Origin of the sequence: Rathayibacter sp. AY1D9, assembly GCF_002932395.1 — a bacterium.
In the GTDB taxonomy this organism is placed as follows: Bacteria; Actinomycetota; Actinomycetes; order Actinomycetales; family Microbacteriaceae; genus Rathayibacter.
The window spans coordinates 290,074-305,352 of record NZ_PSVQ01000001.1; the positions used below are offsets into that span (position 1 = coordinate 290,074).

The window sequence follows — 15,279 nt, forward strand, 5'->3', positions numbered from 1 at the left end:
GGGGCCATCGGCGTACCGTGGCCGCATGAGCGAAACCCCCTCCGACTCGGCGCGCCCCCTCGCGCTCGTCACCGGCGCGACCGGATACATCGGCGGCCGGCTGACGCCGCGCCTCCTCGAGGCGGGCTTCCGGGTGCGCGTCCTGGTGCGCGACCCGCGCAAGCTGGTCGACGTGCCGTGGGCGGAGGAGGTCGAGGTCGCCCAGGGCGATCTCGGCGATCCGGAGTCGCTGGAGGCCGCGGTCGAGGGCGTCGACGTCCTCTACTACCTCGTCCACTCGATGGGCTCGGGCAACGACCACGCCCACTTCGAGGAGGTCGAGAGCCGCGCCGCGCAGAACGTCGCCACGGCCGCGAGGTCGGCCGGCGTCGGCCGCATCGTCTACCTCGGCGGCCTGCACCCCGAGGGCCAGGAGCTCTCGAAGCACCTCCGCTCGCGCGCTGAGGTGGGCCGGATCCTGATGGAGTCGGGAGTGCCGACGATCGCCCTGCAGGCGGGCGTGATCATCGGCTCCGGGTCGACCTCGTTCGAGATGGTGCGCCACCTCACCGACGTGCTGCCGTACATGCCCGCGCCGCAGTGGGTGCGCAACTTCATCCAGCCGATCGCCGTGCGCGACGTGCTGCACTACCTGATCGGCTCCGCGTCGCTCGAGGACGCCACGCTCAACCGCACCTTCGACATCGGCGGGCCCGACGTGCTCCGCTACGGCCAGATGATGAACGGCTACGCGGTCGAGGCCGGGCTCCCGCAGCGGCCGATCGCGTCCCTGCCGGTGTTCACCCCGTGGCTGGCCTCGCAGTGGGTCAACCTGGTCACGCCGATCCCGCGCTCGCTCGCGGTGCCCATCATCGCCTCGCTGCAGTACGACTGCGTCGTGCACGAGCAGGACATCCGCGCGCTCATCCCCGACCCCGAGGGCGGGCTGACCTCCTACCGCCGCGCCGTCCGGCTCGCGCTGGGAAAGATGCAGGCGGGCGAGATCGAGACGAGCTGGCAGAACGCGGAGGTCGTCGGCGCTCCCAGCGATCCGCTGCCGAGCGACCCGGAGTGGGCCGGCCACACGGTCTACGTGGACCTCAAGGAGCGCCGCACCCAGGCCGACCCGGCCAAGCTCTGGCGCGTCATCGAGGGCATCGGCGGAACCAACGGCTGGTACTCCTTCCCGCTCGCATGGGTGATCCGCGGCTGGATGGACCGCCTCGTCGGGGGAGTGGGCCTGCAGCGCGGGCGCCGCGACTCCGCGCGCCTGCACGCCGGCGACGCCCTCGACTTCTGGCGCGTCGAGGAGATCGAGCGGCCGAAGCTCCTGCGCCTGCGCGCCGAGATGAAGGTGCCCGGCGGGGCCTGGCTCGAGATGCGCGCCGAGCCCTCCGGAGACGGCGGCTCGGTCTACACGCAGCGCGCGGTCTTCTTCCCGCAGGGCCTCGCGGGCAGGCTCTACTGGTTCGCGATCCTGCCCTTCCACGGCATCATCTTCAACGGCATGGCCAACCGGATCACGGCCACCGCGGCCGACCTGCCGGACTCCGGCGACGAGCGCTCCCCTGGCGGGCGCCGGGTGCAGCGGTGACAATGGAGGGGTCCGGCGGCGGCGAGGCCGCCCGGGACGCCGACGAGAGGAGCACGATGAGCGAACGGTCGAGTACGGACGCGGGGCGCGGACTCCAGCTGGGGAAGGTCCTCTTCATCGGGGACAGCATCATCCAGGCGGGAGCCTGGGGCGAGTGGCTGACGGAGTCGACGGTCGTCGACGAGGGAGTCGGAGGGGCCACCACGGCGGACGTCGTCGCGCGGCTCGCCGAGCTAGTCGCGCAGGAGCCGGACACGGTGGTGCTGCTGATCGGCACCAACGATCTCGCCTGGCACCGCACGACGGAGCACGTCGTGCGCAACATCGAGACGATCGTCGCGACGTTCCGGCGCGACCTCCCGGACGTGCGCATCCTGGTGACCTCGGTCCTGCCGCGCGGACACGAGTTCGCGCCGCAGATCCGCGAGATCAACCGCCACCTGTGGCAGTTCGCGCCCACGGCGCACGCGGGCTACCTCGACCTGTGGCCGGTGCTCGCGGGCGAGGACGCCGGGCTGCTCGAGCAGTACTCGCCGGACGGCCTGCACCTCAACGAGGACGGCTACCGCGCGTGGCGCGAGGCACTGGGCCCGGCGCTCGAGGCGGTCGTGCGGATGCCTCCGCGGACCCGCCCGATCACGCTGCCCTATGACGAGTTCGCGCGGCCGAAGACGGCCTAGCGCAGCACCGTGGAGGGGGAGTCGACCGCAGGGTCGGCTCCCCTTCCGTCATTCCGCGGCCAGGGCGGCCTCGAAGGCCGCGAGGGCGTCCGCGGAGAAGAGGACGAACCGGACCTCGACGAGTGCGCCGTCCGCGGTCGCCTCGCGGACCGTCTCCACCGCGATGCGCGCCGCGTCGTCCATCGGCTAGCCGTAGACGCCCGCCGAGACGGCCGGGAAGGCGAGCGTCCGCGCACCGAGACCGACGGCGGTGCGCACCGACTCGCGGTAGGCCGAGGCGAGGACGGCGCTGCGGTCCTCCGACCGCGAGTGGACGGGACCGACGGTGTGCACGACCCAGCGGGCGGGGAGGCGGCCGGCGGTCGTGGCGACCGCGGAGCCGGCGGGCAGACCGTCCGGCAGCTCGGTCCCGCGGAGCCGGCGGCACTCGGCGAGGATCTCCGGTCCGCCCGCGCGGTGGATCGCGCCGTCGACGCCGCCGCCGCCGAGGAGCGACGAGTTCGCCGCGTTCACGATCGCGTCGACGTGCTCGCGGGTGAGGTCGCCGCGCACGGCTCTCAGGGTGGTCACGACTCCTCCTCCAGGCTTCGTCCAAGGGCAGCGATCGCCGCAGGTCCCACGCGGCAGCAGCCGCCGATCAGATCCGCTCCCGCCGCGCGCCAGGAGGCGACCAGCGCGGGGTCGAAGGCCGCGTCGCCTGCCCAGCGACGCTCGACGGCGTCCCACTCCTCGCCGCTGTTCGGGTACACGACGGCCAGCTTGCCGGTGACGGAGCGGGCGATGCGGACCGCCTCGGCGACGTCGCCGGGCGGGCAGCAGTTCACTCCCACGCCGACGACCTCCTCGGAGGCGGCGGCGACGGCGAGCGCCTCGGCCAGGGGCTCGCCGGACGCGGTGCGGCCCGAACGGCCGCTCACGCAGATCCAGGCGGGGACCGAGGAGCCCGCGAGGGCCTTCACGACGGCCCGCACCTCCCGCACCGACGGGATGGTCTCGACGGCGAGCAGGTCGGGCCCGGCCGCGGCCAGGGTCTCCAGGCGCGGGCGGTGCCAGGCGGCGAGCTCGCCGACGGTGAGGCCGTCGTCGCCGCGGTACTCGGAGCCGTCGCCGAGGCTCGCACCGAAAGGGCCGACGGAGGCGGCGACCCAGCCGCTCTGCGCGCGCCGGGCCAGGTCGACGCTCTCCCGGAGGGCGCGCTCGACGAGGCCCGGGGCCAGCCCCGCGGCTGCGAATCCGCTCGCGGACACCTGGTAGCTCGCGGTCACCGCGACCCGGGCGCCCGCCTCGGCGAAGGCGCGGTGCGCGGCGACGACCCGGCCGGGCTCCTCCAGCAGGACCCGGGCGCTCCAGAGCGAGGAGTCCACCGCGGCGCCCTGCGCCTCCAGCTCCGTGCCCAGGCCCCCGTCGAGCAGCAGCGGGCGCACCCGCGCCGCGGCGACGAGGCCGGCGGTCACGAGCGGTTGTTGGAGAGCTCGAAGATCTTCACGAGCTCGGCGATGGCCGCCTCGCGGGCGTCTCCGCCCTCCTCGAACATCGCGGTGATGTGCGTGCGGAGGTGGTTCTCGACGATGAGCTTGTTGAGCGAGCCGAGCGACTTCTGGATCGCGAGGGACTGCGTGACGATGTCGACGCAGTAGTCCTCGTTCTCGATCATCCGCTCGAGGCCGCGCATCTGGCCGCCCAGGATCCGGGCACGGTGCAGCGAGCGCTTCTTGAGGTCCTCGATCACTCCTCCAGCCTACGCGCCGCAGGCGGTACCCGGGCGGGGTATTCGCGCGCCTACGATCGAGGGGTGAGCACCCGCAAGCCGTCCCGCGCGACCGCCGCCCGCTACCCCTCGCGCGACCGCGCCCGCATGGCGCTCGCGCCCGGGATCCTCGGCGCGATCGTGCTGCTGGCCGGGCTCGCCCTCGTCGGCTCCGACGCCTACGACTTCATCCGCTACCCGGTCGCGATCCTCGCGGCGGTCATCGGCTGGTTCGCGATCCAGGCGCGCGCACTCCTCTGGCTGATCGGGCTCGTCCCCGTGCTCGTGCTGTGGAACCCGGTGCTGCCGTTCGCGTTCCCGGACGCGATCTGGTCCTCACTGAGCCTCGCCGCGGTCGGCGTCTTCGTGGCGGCGGGCCTCGTCATCCGCGTCCCGACCCCGGAATGACGACGAGCGCGACCGTCCGCGCGGCGGAGCGCCGACCGGACCGCCCCGAGGAGTAGACTGGCGCCGCACCCGCACGCCGGGGATGCTGCGACCGGGTCCCAGACCCGTTGCTCGGAGCTCCCGACGGCCACCGGATGCACCGACGCCCGACACCTCCCCGGAGGCGATCCGGCGGATGCACGGCGACGGCAGCGCGCGGGAACCCCTCCTCCGCCCCCCGTCAGACATCGAGGAGGAGCATGGCTCGCAGCGGCCAGCGTCAGTCCGGTCAGACGCGACGAGCGTCGAACGCCGCCGGGAGCCGACCCCGATCGCGCTCGCGCGGCGTGGACAACGCGGGGATCATCCCGATCCTCGCCCGCCGCGTCCGCGAGGTGGAGGCGAAGGCCCAGACCGGCAAGGTCGGGCCGACCAACCGGACGAAGTTCCTGGTGATCGCCCTCCTGATGCGCGAGGAGCGCAAGCGGGTCAAGGTCGATCCCTCGCTCAGCGACGCGCAGCGCGCCGAGGAGATGAAGCGCCTCGACGGCATCGCCACGATCCTGGCCAAGACGGCCGCCCGCGACACCAGCCTGATCGCGCTGCTCGAATCGGAGGCCGGCGTCACGGCGGCCGCGCAGAAGCTCCGCCGCGACTGGCTGCTCGAGGCGGGCGCGGAGCTCAGCCCCGACGAGCTGCTCATCGTGACCGAGCCGGAGCCCAAGCCCGAGGTGCCGGTCAACCAGGTCGTGCCGCAGTCGGTGCGCGCCCGCCAGCTGGCGAACCCCTTCCTCCCGCCGGACTTCTCGATCGCCGAGGCCTCGGCTCCGGCGCCGCGCCGCAGGCTCGACGACTGGGAGCTGCTCGGGCCGCTCTTCAAGGCGTTCGAGTACGGAGCGGGCGGACGGGCCGCGAGCATGGAGCTCCCGGAGTCGCCGAAGCTCGACCGGGTCTCGCCGCGCGGCCGCGAGCTGATGCCGCACCAGGCGCGCTTCATCGAGAGCGCCCGCGAGGGGCACCGCAGCTTCCTGCTCGCCGACGAGCCGGGTCTGGGCAAGACCGCGCAGAGCCTCCTCGCCGCCTCGGTGGTCGGGGCGTACCCGCTGCTCGCGGTGGTGCCGAACGTGGTCAAGATGAACTGGGCGCGCGAGGTCGAGCACTGGACCCCGCAGCGGCGCGCCACGGTCATCCACGGAGACGGCGGCACGCTCGACGCGTTCGCCGACGTGGTCATCGTCAACTACGACATCCTCGACCGGCACATCGGCTGGCTCGGGAGCCTGGGCTTCCGCGGCATGGTCGTCGACGAGGCGCACTTCATCAAGAACCTCCGCTCGCAGCGCTCGCAGAGCGTGCTCGCGCTGGCGTCGAGGATCCGCGAGACCACTCCGGGGCACGATCCGCTGATGATCGCGCTGACCGGCACCCCGCTGATCAACGACGTCGACGACTTCCGCGCCATCTGGCGCTTCCTCGGCTGGATCGACGAGACCAAGCCGGGGCCGGAGCTGATGGGCCGCCTCGAGGAGACGGGCCTCACCCCCGCCGACACGGGCTTCTACCCGGAGGCGCGCGAGGCCGTGATCGACCTCGGCATCGTCCGGCGCAAGAAGATCGACGTCGCCGCCGACCTGCCGTCGAAGCGGATCGTCGACCTGCCCGTCGAGCTGGACGACGACCTCGGCCGCTCCATCCAGAAGGCCGAGCGCGAGCTCGGCGCCCGCATGCTGCAGCGCTTCAGGGCGGTCACCTCCTCGATCACGCACGAGCTCGACGACGACGAGCGCGAGCGGTTCATCCGCATCGTGGCGCAGAGCGAGCTCGAGGAGTCGAAGTCGGCCAAGACCGGCGAGAACGTCTTCACCATGGTGCGCCGGATCGGCCAGGCCAAGGCGGCGCTGGCCGCCGACTACGCCTCGCAGCTGGCCCGCTCGGTGGGCAAGGTCGTCTTCTTCGCGAAGCACATCGACGTGATGGACCAGGCGGAGGACACGTTCGAGAAGCGCGAGCTGACGTCCGTCTCCATCCGCGGCGACCAGACCGCGGCGTTCCGCCAGACGCAGATCGACGCCTTCAACGAGGACCCTGACGTCTCTGTCGCCGTGTGTTCGCTCACCGCGGCGGGAGTCGGCGTGAACCTGCAGGCGTCCTCCAACGTGGTGCTCGCCGAGCTGTCGTGGACCTCGGCCGAGCAGACGCAGGCGATCGACCGCGTGCACCGCATCGGCCAGGAGGAGCCGGTGACGGCGTGGAGGATCATCGCGGCGCACACGATCGACGCGAAGATCGCCGAGCTCATCGACGCCAAGGCCGGTCTCGCCGCCCGGGCGCTCGACGGCGCGGACGCCGAGACGGCCTCGGCCGACACGGTGCAGCTGGACGCCCTCATGCACGTCCTGCGCGAGGCGATCGGCTGAGCGCACCCGACCGGGCCGGCTGAGAGCTCAGCCGGTCCGGGCGAGCGGTGCGGCGAAGAAGTCCTTCTCGAACGAACTCGACCGCAGGAACGCGTCCCTCATCGCGGCGCGCTGCCTCGGTGAGGCGTCGCGGGCGGCCTGCTCCGTGAACTCGATCGCCCGCTCGGTGGCCGTCGCGAAGACCGGGTCGCCGTACGTGAGCAGCCAGTCCGCGTAGGGGTGCTCGGGGTGCCCGGAGGCGGCGAGGCGCGACCCGACGTCGGCGTAGAGCCAGAAGCAGGGGAGCAGGGCGGCGACGATCTCGCCGTAGCCGCCCCGCGCGGCGACCGCGAGCAGGTGGTCGGTGTAGCCGCGGGTCACGGGCGCGGGAGCCGCGTCCCTGGTCCCGAGCCGGTCGCGGTGCAGCTGCGCCTCCGCCGCGAGGGCGGACGCCGAGCCCTCGGCCCAGAAGACCTGCTCGGCGGTGGTCGGCGCGCGCTGCGCCGCCACGGCCAGGACGCGGGCGTACTCGGTGAGGTAGAGAGCGTCCTGCTCGAGGTACCACTCGAAGTCCTCCCGCCCGAGGGAGCCGTCGCCGAGGGCCCGCACGAACGGGAGCGCGTCGATCTCGTCGCGGAGGGTCCGGGTCCGCTCCCAGACGTCCGCGCAGAACGCCGGAGGACGTTGCCGGTGGAAGTGGTCGATCGGGCCGTTGCCGGTGCCGACCTCCAGGGCGTCGGCGGCGCGCAGGGCGCCGGTCAGCCACTCCTTGGCCTCCGTCAGCGCCTCGACCAGGGCGTCGGAGGAGGCGTCGCGCCCGGCCAGGAGCGTCGCCATCGCGGACGAGAGCGAGCACCCGGTGCCGTGCGTGTTCGAGGTGGCGACGCGCTCGCCGGGGACCTCGCGCACGAGGCCGTCGGGGGTGACGATCGCGTCCGGGGTGGCGGGGCCGTCGAGGTGGCCGCCCTTCACCAGCACGGCGGCGTCGAGGGCGCGGGCGAGTGCCGCTCCCTGCGCGAGCGCGGCCGGCCAGTCGGAGGCGGTCGGCTCTCCGGCCAGCACGCCCAGCTCGGGGAGGTTCGGCGTCAGCAGGTCGGCGCGGCGGAGCAGGTCGCGCACGGCGTCCTCGGCTTCGGGAGCGAGCAGCCGGTGACCGCTGGTCGCGACCATCACCGGATCCACGACCACGACGGGCGGGCGGACCTCGTCGAGCCACTCGGCGACGACTCCGGCGTACTCGGCCGTGGCGAGCATCCCGATCTTCACCGCGTCGATCGTGACGTCGTCGCTCACCGCGTCGAGCTGCTCGCGGAGGAACGCGGCGGGTGGCAGGTGCACGGAGCGGACCCCGTGCGTGTTCTGCGCGACGAGCGCGGTGACGACCGCCATGCCGTAGCCGCCGAGCGCGCCGATCGACTTGAGGTCGGCCTGGACGCCGGCACCGCCGGTCGGATCGGTGCCGGCGATGCTGAGGACACGGGGGACGCGTGCGCCGGCGGTCACCGGTCCCACTCCGCTCGGATCAGGCGGGCGGCCGCCGCGGGGTCGGCGGCCGTGCAGAGCGCCGACACGACCGCGAGGCCGGCCGCACCGGCGAGGCGGAGTGGCCCCGCGTCCGCGGCTCCGACTCCGCCGATGGCGACGCAGGGCAGCGCCGCGGCCGCGGCGAGGGCGGCGAACCCGTCGACACCGAGGGGAGCGGGGTGGTCGGGCTTGGTCGCGGTGGGCCGGATGACGCCGACGCCGAGGTAGTCGACCGTCCCCGCGGGCAGGGCACGGACGGCGGCGAGGTGCTCGGGGGTGTTCGCGGTGAGCCCGATCACCGCGTCGGGACCGAGCAGCGAGCGGGCGGCGGTGACGGGGAGGTCGGACTGCCCGAGGTGGACGCCGTGGACGCGGGCGCCCGCGAGGCGGGCGGCGAGGGCGACGTCGACGCGGTCGTCGACCAGCAGGGTCGTGCGCTCGTCGAGGACGGCGGCGACGGCCCGGGTCAGGGCGACGAGCTCGGCGGCGGGGGCGTCGTGATCGCGGATCTGCACGGTCGTGACTCCGCCCCGGACGGCGGCGGCGACCACCGCGGGCACGCCGCGCTGGCCGCACTGGGCGGTGTCCGTGACGAGGTAGAGCGAGAGGTCGAGGCTCATGCGATGCGCGCCCCGGCCTCGGCGTCGGCCGGCTGGAGGGCAGCGAGGGCGTCGAGGAGGCCGACGGCGAAGGATCCGGGACCGCTGCTCGCGGCGGCGGCCCGCTCGGCGGCGAGGCCCCAGACCGCGGAAGCGCTGACGGCCGCGTCGAGCGGGCGGGCGCCCGCGCCGAGGAACGCCGCCATCACGGCGCCGAGCGCGCAGCCGCCGCCGGTCACGCGGGTCAGCAGCGGGTGGCCCCCCGTGACCCGGACGATCCGCTCGCCGTCGGTGACGAGGTCGACCGCTCCCGAGACGGCGACCACGCCTCCGGTGCGGCGGGCGAGGACGCGGGCGGAGTCGAGCGCCTGCTCGGCGGTGTCGACGGCGTCCACGCCGCGGCCGCCCGCACCGGCTCCCGCGAGGGCGAGGATCTCGGAGGCGTTGCCGCGGATGATCGCGGGCCGCGCCTCGAGCAGCTCCACCGCCAGAGCGGTGCGGACGGGCAGCGGGCCCACGGCGACCGGATCGAGCACCCACGGGGTACCGGCGCGTCCGGCCGCGGCGACCGCCTCGCGAGCACCCTCGCGCTGCTCCGCTCCGGGCGTGCCGAGGTTGACGAGCACGGCCGAGGCGAGGCCCGCGAAGACGCCCGCCTCGCCGGGCAGGTCGCACATCGCCGGGCTGGCGCCGAGGGCCAGGAGGCTGTTGGCGGTGAAGCCGGTGACGACCGCGTTCGTGATGCACTGCACCAGGGGCCCGGCGGCGCGGAGCTCGGCGAGATCGCGACCCACGGACGCCGGGTCGGGCGCCGCGTCGGCGGGGAGGGTCGGGTGGACAGGCGTGCGAATGCTCATTCGCGACATCCCTTCGCTAGTACGAACTAGATCAGGTTCAACGGGTCTTCTCTCAGCCCTGGCGGGCACCCCGTGTCACTGCGCACGACCCTAGCAGCGGGCGCGGGCGCGCTCGCTGCTGCAGTGCGAGAGGAGCCAGCGGGACGTCGTCGCCCCTTCGCCCGTGAGCGGCCGCTCAGCCGGTGAGGATCGTAGAGTCGCCGCGCGGCCCCACCGCGACGCGGAGGCCGATCGGAAGCCGCTCGCGCATCGCGTCGACATGGCTGATCAGGCCGATCGTCCGACCGCCCGACCGCAGCTCGTCGAGCGTGCTGAGCGCCGTCTCGAGCGTCTCGGCATCGAGCGAGCCGAAGCCCTCGTCGATGAACATGGTCTCGAGCGAGATGCCGCCGGACTGCGCCGTCACCACGTCGGCGAGGCCGAGGGCGAGGGCGAGCGAGGCGAGGAACGTCTCGCCGCCGGAGAGCGAGGCGGGCTGCCGGCGGACGCCGGTGAAGGCGTCGAGCACGTCGATCCCGAGGCCGGAGGCGGCGCCGCGGTAGGCGAGCGAGTCGTCGTGGGCGAGCGCGTAGCGGCCGCTGGTCATCGCGTCGAGGCGGAGGTTCGCCGCGGTCACGATCTCCTCCAGACGTCCGGCGAGGGCGAAGGCCTCGAGGTCCATCCGGCGCGTGTTCTGCCCCCGGCCGGAGACGGTCTCGGCCAGCGCGCGCAGCTCCTCGTGGCGGCGGAGGCGCTCACCCAGCACCGCGAGGCGGCCCGCGGCCGTCGCGGCGAGCTCGGCCAGGCGCTCCGAGCGGTGCTCGAGCACGGAGAGGCCGGCTCGCGCCTCGTCGCGACGGGCGGAGGCCTCGCGCGAGCGCCCCTCGGCGTCGGCGAGGTCGACGGCCGTGCCCGGCAGTCCGCGGAGCTCCGGGTCGGCGAGCACCGCCTCCGTCGCGCTCCGCCGTCGCTCGTGCTCGGCGACGACGGCCTCGGCCCGCGCCCGGTCCCCGCTGGCCAGCGCGGCCGACTCGGCCTCCTCGGCGGTCGTGAAGCCGCGCTCGGCGAGGACCTCGGCGAGCTCCTCCCGGGCGGCGGCGGCGGCCTCGGACCGCGAGACGGCCGCCTCCTCGGCCTCGACCAGGGCGACGGCACGACGGCGCTGGGCGTTCAGCTGCTCGACGCGCGAGGCGACGCTCGTCGCGCCGTCGCGGAAGGCCTCGACGCGCTCCCGCAGCAGCCGCAGCGCTTCAGCGGCGAGGGCGGACTCGTCGGCGCGGGCGCGGTGCTCCTCACGAGCGGCGTCCCGCCCGGTCGTGAGAGCGTCGATCCGGGTGCGCAGCCGGATGCGCTCGCGCCGCAGCTCCTCCATGCGGGCGGCGGCGCGGCGCGCCGAGGCGAGCCGCTCCTCGTGCGCCGGGCGGAGCGACTCCGGATCCGCGTCCTCGCCCACGCGCTCCTCGAGCGCCGCGAGAGCCCGAGCCGCGGCTCCCTCGCGCTCGCGGGCGCCGTCGAGGGCGGCGGCGGCGCGCTCCACCGCGACGCGGGCCCGGTCGAGGTCGTCGGTGCCGACCGTCGTCGGGCCGTCGTGCTCGGCCGGGCGGGGGTGCTCGCACGAGCCGCAGACGGGGCAGGGCTCGCCCGGCTCCAGCCGCTCGGCGAGCTCCCCGGCGAACCCGGCGAACCGGCGCGCGATCAGGGCGGCCTGCTCCGCGGCGCGCTCGCCGTGGACGCGCGCCGCGTCGGCGTAGGCCGTGCGGAGCTGCTGCAGGCCCGCCGCAGTGAGATCGCGCTTGAGGGCCGCGGCGATCCTCCGCTCGAGCGCGGCGAGCGCGTCGACGCGCGCGGGGACGGCGGCGGCCTCCCCGGCCAGGGACTCCTCCTCGGCGGCGAGCGCGTCGACGCGGGCGGGCAGCTCGCGCAGCTCCGCCTCGATCCCCGCGAGCGCGGTCGCCGCCGCCTGCTCGGCGCGTGCGGACCGCTCGGCGACGCGCTCCGCGTCGGGGAGCCGGCGCTCCTCTGCCAGCGCCTCGGCGAGGGCGCCGAGGACAGCGGCGAGCCGTTCGGCCGTCTCGGCGGCCGGGCCCCCGGACGCGTCCCCGTAGGCGTCGGCGGCGAGGTCGCGCTGCTGCCGGGCGGCCCGCTCCTTCTCGGCGGCTGCCCGGGCGGAGCGGAGCAGCGGCAGCACGCCGTCGGCCCGGCGCGCGCGCTCGATCGCGGCCCGCTGCTGCTCGACGTGCGCCTCGGCGACCACGAGCTCCTCCGCCTCGATGAGGGCGCGCCGGCGCCGCTCCTGGCCCCGGGCGATGCGCCGTGCCTCGTCGAGAGCGGTGCCCGCGGCCTCGTGCGCCGCGTCGGCCGCGGCGGAGCCGGCCCGGGCCGCCTCGAGCGGAGCGGCGAGCCGCGCCGGCAGCCCGGCGAACCAGGCGGCGTCCGGCAGAGGCGGCTCGGCTCCGTCATCGAGGAGCCGGACGGCCTCGTCCGCGAGCGCCGTCACGGCCGCGCGCTCCTCCTCGAGCCCGACGGCGCTCGCGTCGCGCTGCTCGAGCAGGCGGCGGCGGAGCAGATCGAAGCGCTCGGTCGCGAAGAGCGTGCGCAGGAGCCGCTGCCGGTCGTCGTTCTTCGCGAGCAGGAACTCGTGGAAGCGGTTCTGCGCCAGCAGGATCACCTGGAGGAACTGGTCCTTCGTCAGGCCGACGATCCGGCCGATGTCGGCGCCCACCTCCTTCGCGCTCGACGAGAGCCCGACCCAGGCGCCGTCGACCTGCTCCAGCAGCTCGACCTTCGCCGGCTGGGTCGTGGTGCCGGTGCCGCGCCGCTTCGGCCGCTCGTACTCGGGCGAGCGCCGGACGCGGTAGACGCGCCCCGCCGCCTCGAAGTCGAGCTCGGCGAAGGTCTCGTCCTCGGGGCCGCTGTGGTCGCTCCGGAGGCGCGAGGCGGTGCCGTCGAAGCGGGGGACCGAGCCGTAGAGCGCGAACGCGATCGCGTCGAGGATCGTCGACTTGCCCGCTCCGGTGCGCCCGGCGATGAGGTACACGCCCACGTCCTCGAGCCGGTCGAAGTCGACGCACTGCTCGGCGCGGAACGGTCCGAGCCCGGCGAAGGCGAGCCGGCGGATCCTCACCGCAGAGCCTCGGCCTCGACGGCAGCGAGCGCGTCGAGGGTGAGGGCGCGCTCGGTGTCCGTGGCGCCGTGGCCGCCGCGGACGTGGGCGAGGAAGTCGTCGACGACCTCCACGTCGCTCCGCCCGCGGATCCGCTCGGCGTACGCGCGCGGCTCGGCCGCGGCGTGCGGGGGCCGGTGCTCGAGCGTGGCGCAGCCGGGGAAGCGCGACTGCAGGCGCGCCATCGCGTCGAGCGGGCGCACGGGATCGGTGAGCACCGCCGAGACCCAGTCGCCCTCCACCTCGGCCAGGGAGGGATCGCGCAGCAGCTGCTGGAGCTCGCCCTCGATCACGCTGAGCCTCCTCGGTACGGGGAGCGGCGACCACTCGACGCCCTCGAGCCCCTCGGGCCCGATCGTCACCAGCCAGGCGCCGCGCGGCTTCGACGCCTCGCCGAACGAGTAGTGCAGCGGCGCTCCGGAGTAGCGCACTCCCGGCAGCAGCTCGGCGCGTCCGTGGATGTGCCCGAGCGCCGCGTAGTCGGCCGCGGCGAAGTGCTCGACCGAGACGTAGTCGAGCCCGCCCGCCGTGATGTCGCGCTCGAGGACCGCGGCCGGGGCTCCGACCGCGAAGCAGTGCGCGAGTACGACCCAGGGACGGCCCGCCGCCTCGGCGGCGGCGCGCACCCGCGCCATCGCGAAGGCGAGCACGTCCTCGTGGCGGCGCAGCTGCTGCTCCGGGTGCCGGTGGCGGTAGAGGGCGGGCTCGAGGAAGGGGATGCCGTGGACGCCGACCTCGAGCCCGGACGCGTCCCGCAGCACGACCGGCTCGGCGTACGCCTCGGGGTCGGTGAGGACGTGGACGCCCGCCCCGCGCAGGAGCCCGGCCTGGAAGCCGAGCCGGGCGGGGGAGTCGTGGTTGCCGCTGGTGAGGACGACCTCGGCGCCGGCCGCGCGGATCGCCTCGAGGGTGCGGGTGAGGAGGGTGTAGTGCTCCGCGGCGGGCACGGCGGAGTCGAAGACGTCGCCGGCGATCAGCACCGCGTCCACGCGCTCGGCCCGCACCGTCTCGACCAGGGCCTCGAGCACGGTCGCGAGCGCCGCCGTCGTGGAGTGCCCGTGGAAGGAGCGGCCGATGTGCCAGTCCGAGGTGTGCAGCAGCTTCACGGTCGTCCTTCCTCTGCGTCGTCCGGGGGAGCGACTCCAGGCTAGTGAGGCCCTCCGACACCGGCGGCGCAGCGGACACCTCCCGTTCACCGGGAGGTGCACAATAGGGCGTCGGTCGAGCAGAGGAGATGGTCGTGAAGCTGCCCCGCGTCCCCGCGACGATCCTGGGTCTGGGCTCGCGCACCCGCGCCGCCGCCGAGGACACCGCTCCCATCCAGCGTCTGCGCCCGGACGACGAGCCGGCCCGCACCAGCACGGTCGACAACGCGATCTACCAGGACGGCCGCCGGGTCGTCTCTCCCGGCAGCATCCCGGAGGCGCTCGCCGCCCTGCAGAAGCTGCCCGACGCGATGGCGTGGATCGGGCTGTACCGGCCGAACGCGGCCGAGCTCGCCGCGCTCGAGGACGAGTTCTCGATGCACCCGCTCGCCCTCGAGGACGCGATCAGCGCGCACCAGAGGCCCAAGCTCGAGCGGTACGGCAGCGACATGTTCGTGGTGCTGCGCGCCGCCAGCTACTCCGACCAGCGCGAGGAGGTCGACTTCGGCGAGCTCCACCTGTTCGTGGGGTCGAACTTCGTCGTCACGGTCCGCCACTCCGAGAAGCCCGACCTCTCGCTGGTGCGGCGGCGGATGGAGGCCGATCCGGAGCTGCTGCGCGTCGGCCCGGTCGCCGTGCTGTACGCGATCCTCGACGCCGTCGTGGATCAGTACTCGCCCGTCGTCGCCGGTCTCGAGAACGACATCGACGAGATCGAGGCGCAGGTCTTCGAGGGCGACCCGGCGGTGTCCCGACGCATCTACGAGCTCAGCCAGGAGGTGCTGGACTTCCAGCGTGCGGTCGCTCCGCTGACCGGCATGCTCGGGCGGCTCGTCACCGACTTCGAGGTGTTCCAGTCGGATGTGGAGCTGCGCCGCTACATCCGCGACGTCGCCGACCACGTCGCGCTCGTCACCGAGCGGGTCGACGGCTTCCGCACCACGCTGCGGGAGATCCTGGCGGTGAACGCGACCCTCGTCGCCCAGCGCCAGAACGAGGACATGAAGAAGCTCGCGGAGGTGGGCAACCAGCAGAACGACGAGGTCAAGCGGATCTCCGCCTGGGCGGCCATCTTCTTCGCGCCGACCATGATCTCGAGCATCTACGGCATGAACTTCGACGTGATGCCCGAGCTGCACGTGGCGTGGGGGTACCCAGCGGCGCTCGCGGCGATGCTCGCCTCGAGCGTGGTGCTGCACCGGCTCTTCAAGCGGTGGGGCTGGCTCTGA

The 15,279-nt window shown here is 74.5% G+C and carries 12 protein-coding genes, 1 pseudogene and 1 riboswitch; of the genes and pseudogenes, 5 read left to right on the forward strand and 8 right to left on the reverse strand.

Annotated elements, in window-relative coordinates; translation table 11 throughout:
• The first annotated feature begins 25 nt into the window (after window positions 1-25).
• Complete coding sequence (locus tag C5C50_RS01335) at window positions 26-1,573, forward strand: SDR family oxidoreductase (RefSeq protein ID WP_104233790.1); 1,548 nt, start codon at window positions 26-28, stop codon at window positions 1,571-1,573.
• 56 nt (window positions 1,574-1,629) lie between these two features.
• A complete protein-coding gene (locus C5C50_RS01340; protein ID WP_104272703.1) occupies window positions 1,630-2,253 on the forward strand; it encodes a GDSL-type esterase/lipase family protein in 624 nt (207 codons plus the stop codon).
• A 48-nt stretch (window positions 2,254-2,301) separates the two neighbouring features.
• On the opposite strand, the pseudogene C5C50_RS01345 reads toward C5C50_RS01340, so the two are convergent.
• The 3 genes and pseudogenes from C5C50_RS01345 to C5C50_RS01355 form a co-directional block, all read right to left on the reverse strand.
• Window positions 2,302-2,823 (reverse strand): annotated as a pseudogene (locus tag C5C50_RS01345) (O-acetyl-ADP-ribose deacetylase).
• Window positions 2,820-3,707: a homocysteine S-methyltransferase gene (gene mmuM / locus C5C50_RS01350; RefSeq protein WP_104272677.1), complete on the reverse strand. Its 888-nt coding sequence runs from the start codon at window positions 3,705-3,707 to the stop codon at window positions 2,820-2,822. The pseudogene C5C50_RS01345 and the gene mmuM overlap by 4 nt, the downstream one beginning before the upstream one ends.
• On the reverse strand, window positions 3,704-3,982 hold the full coding sequence (locus C5C50_RS01355; protein WP_104223062.1) for a metal-sensitive transcriptional regulator: 279 nt from the start codon (window positions 3,980-3,982) through the stop codon (window positions 3,704-3,706). Before C5C50_RS01355 ends, mmuM begins: the two co-directional genes overlap by 4 nt.
• A 63-nt stretch (window positions 3,983-4,045) precedes the next feature.
• Here C5C50_RS01355 and C5C50_RS01360 point away from each other — a divergent pair, with 63 nt between their 5' ends.
• Together C5C50_RS01360 and C5C50_RS01365 are read left to right on the forward strand one after the other, a co-directional pair.
• The gene (locus C5C50_RS01360) at window positions 4,046-4,408 is read left to right on the forward strand and encodes a DUF6804 family protein (RefSeq protein ID WP_244229446.1); all 363 of its coding nucleotides are present in this window, start codon (window positions 4,046-4,048) and stop codon (window positions 4,406-4,408) included.
• 239 nt (window positions 4,409-4,647) lie between these two features.
• Entirely contained in the window at window positions 4,648-6,804 is a 2,157-nt protein-coding gene (locus tag C5C50_RS01365; protein WP_104272678.1) for a DEAD/DEAH box helicase, read from the forward strand.
• 27 nt (window positions 6,805-6,831) lie between these two features.
• Here C5C50_RS01365 and thiD read toward each other — a convergent pair whose 3' ends face one another.
• From thiD to C5C50_RS01390, 5 genes are all read right to left on the reverse strand, one after another.
• On the reverse strand, window positions 6,832-8,286 hold the full coding sequence (gene thiD / locus C5C50_RS01370; protein WP_104272679.1) for a bifunctional hydroxymethylpyrimidine kinase/phosphomethylpyrimidine kinase: 1,455 nt from the start codon (window positions 8,284-8,286) through the stop codon (window positions 6,832-6,834).
• Window positions 8,283-8,927, reverse strand: coding sequence for a thiamine phosphate synthase (thiE, locus tag C5C50_RS01375; protein WP_104268497.1), 645 nt, complete (start codon window positions 8,925-8,927; stop codon window positions 8,283-8,285). Before thiE ends, thiD begins: the two co-directional genes overlap by 4 nt.
• The gene (thiM, locus tag C5C50_RS01380) at window positions 8,924-9,763 is read right to left on the reverse strand and encodes a hydroxyethylthiazole kinase (RefSeq protein WP_104272680.1); all 840 of its coding nucleotides are present in this window, start codon (window positions 9,761-9,763) and stop codon (window positions 8,924-8,926) included. Before thiM ends, thiE begins: the two co-directional genes overlap by 4 nt.
• Window positions 9,755-9,846: riboswitch (TPP riboswitch) on the reverse strand. It overlaps the preceding gene by 9 nt.
• Window positions 9,847-9,938: 92 nt before the next feature.
• Window positions 9,939-12,866 (reverse strand): AAA family ATPase, encoded by a 2,928-nt coding sequence (locus C5C50_RS01385; protein ID WP_104272681.1) that lies wholly within the window; start codon window positions 12,864-12,866, stop codon window positions 9,939-9,941.
• A complete protein-coding gene (locus C5C50_RS01390) occupies window positions 12,863-14,011 on the reverse strand; it encodes an exonuclease SbcCD subunit D (protein ID WP_104272682.1) in 1,149 nt (382 codons plus the stop codon). The genes C5C50_RS01385 and C5C50_RS01390 overlap by 4 nt, the downstream gene beginning before the upstream one ends.
• A 128-nt stretch (window positions 14,012-14,139) precedes the next feature.
• Between C5C50_RS01390 and C5C50_RS01395 the strand changes: the two genes are divergently transcribed.
• On the forward strand, window positions 14,140-15,279 hold the full coding sequence (locus tag C5C50_RS01395; protein ID WP_104223070.1) for a magnesium and cobalt transport protein CorA: 1,140 nt from the start codon (window positions 14,140-14,142) through the stop codon (window positions 15,277-15,279).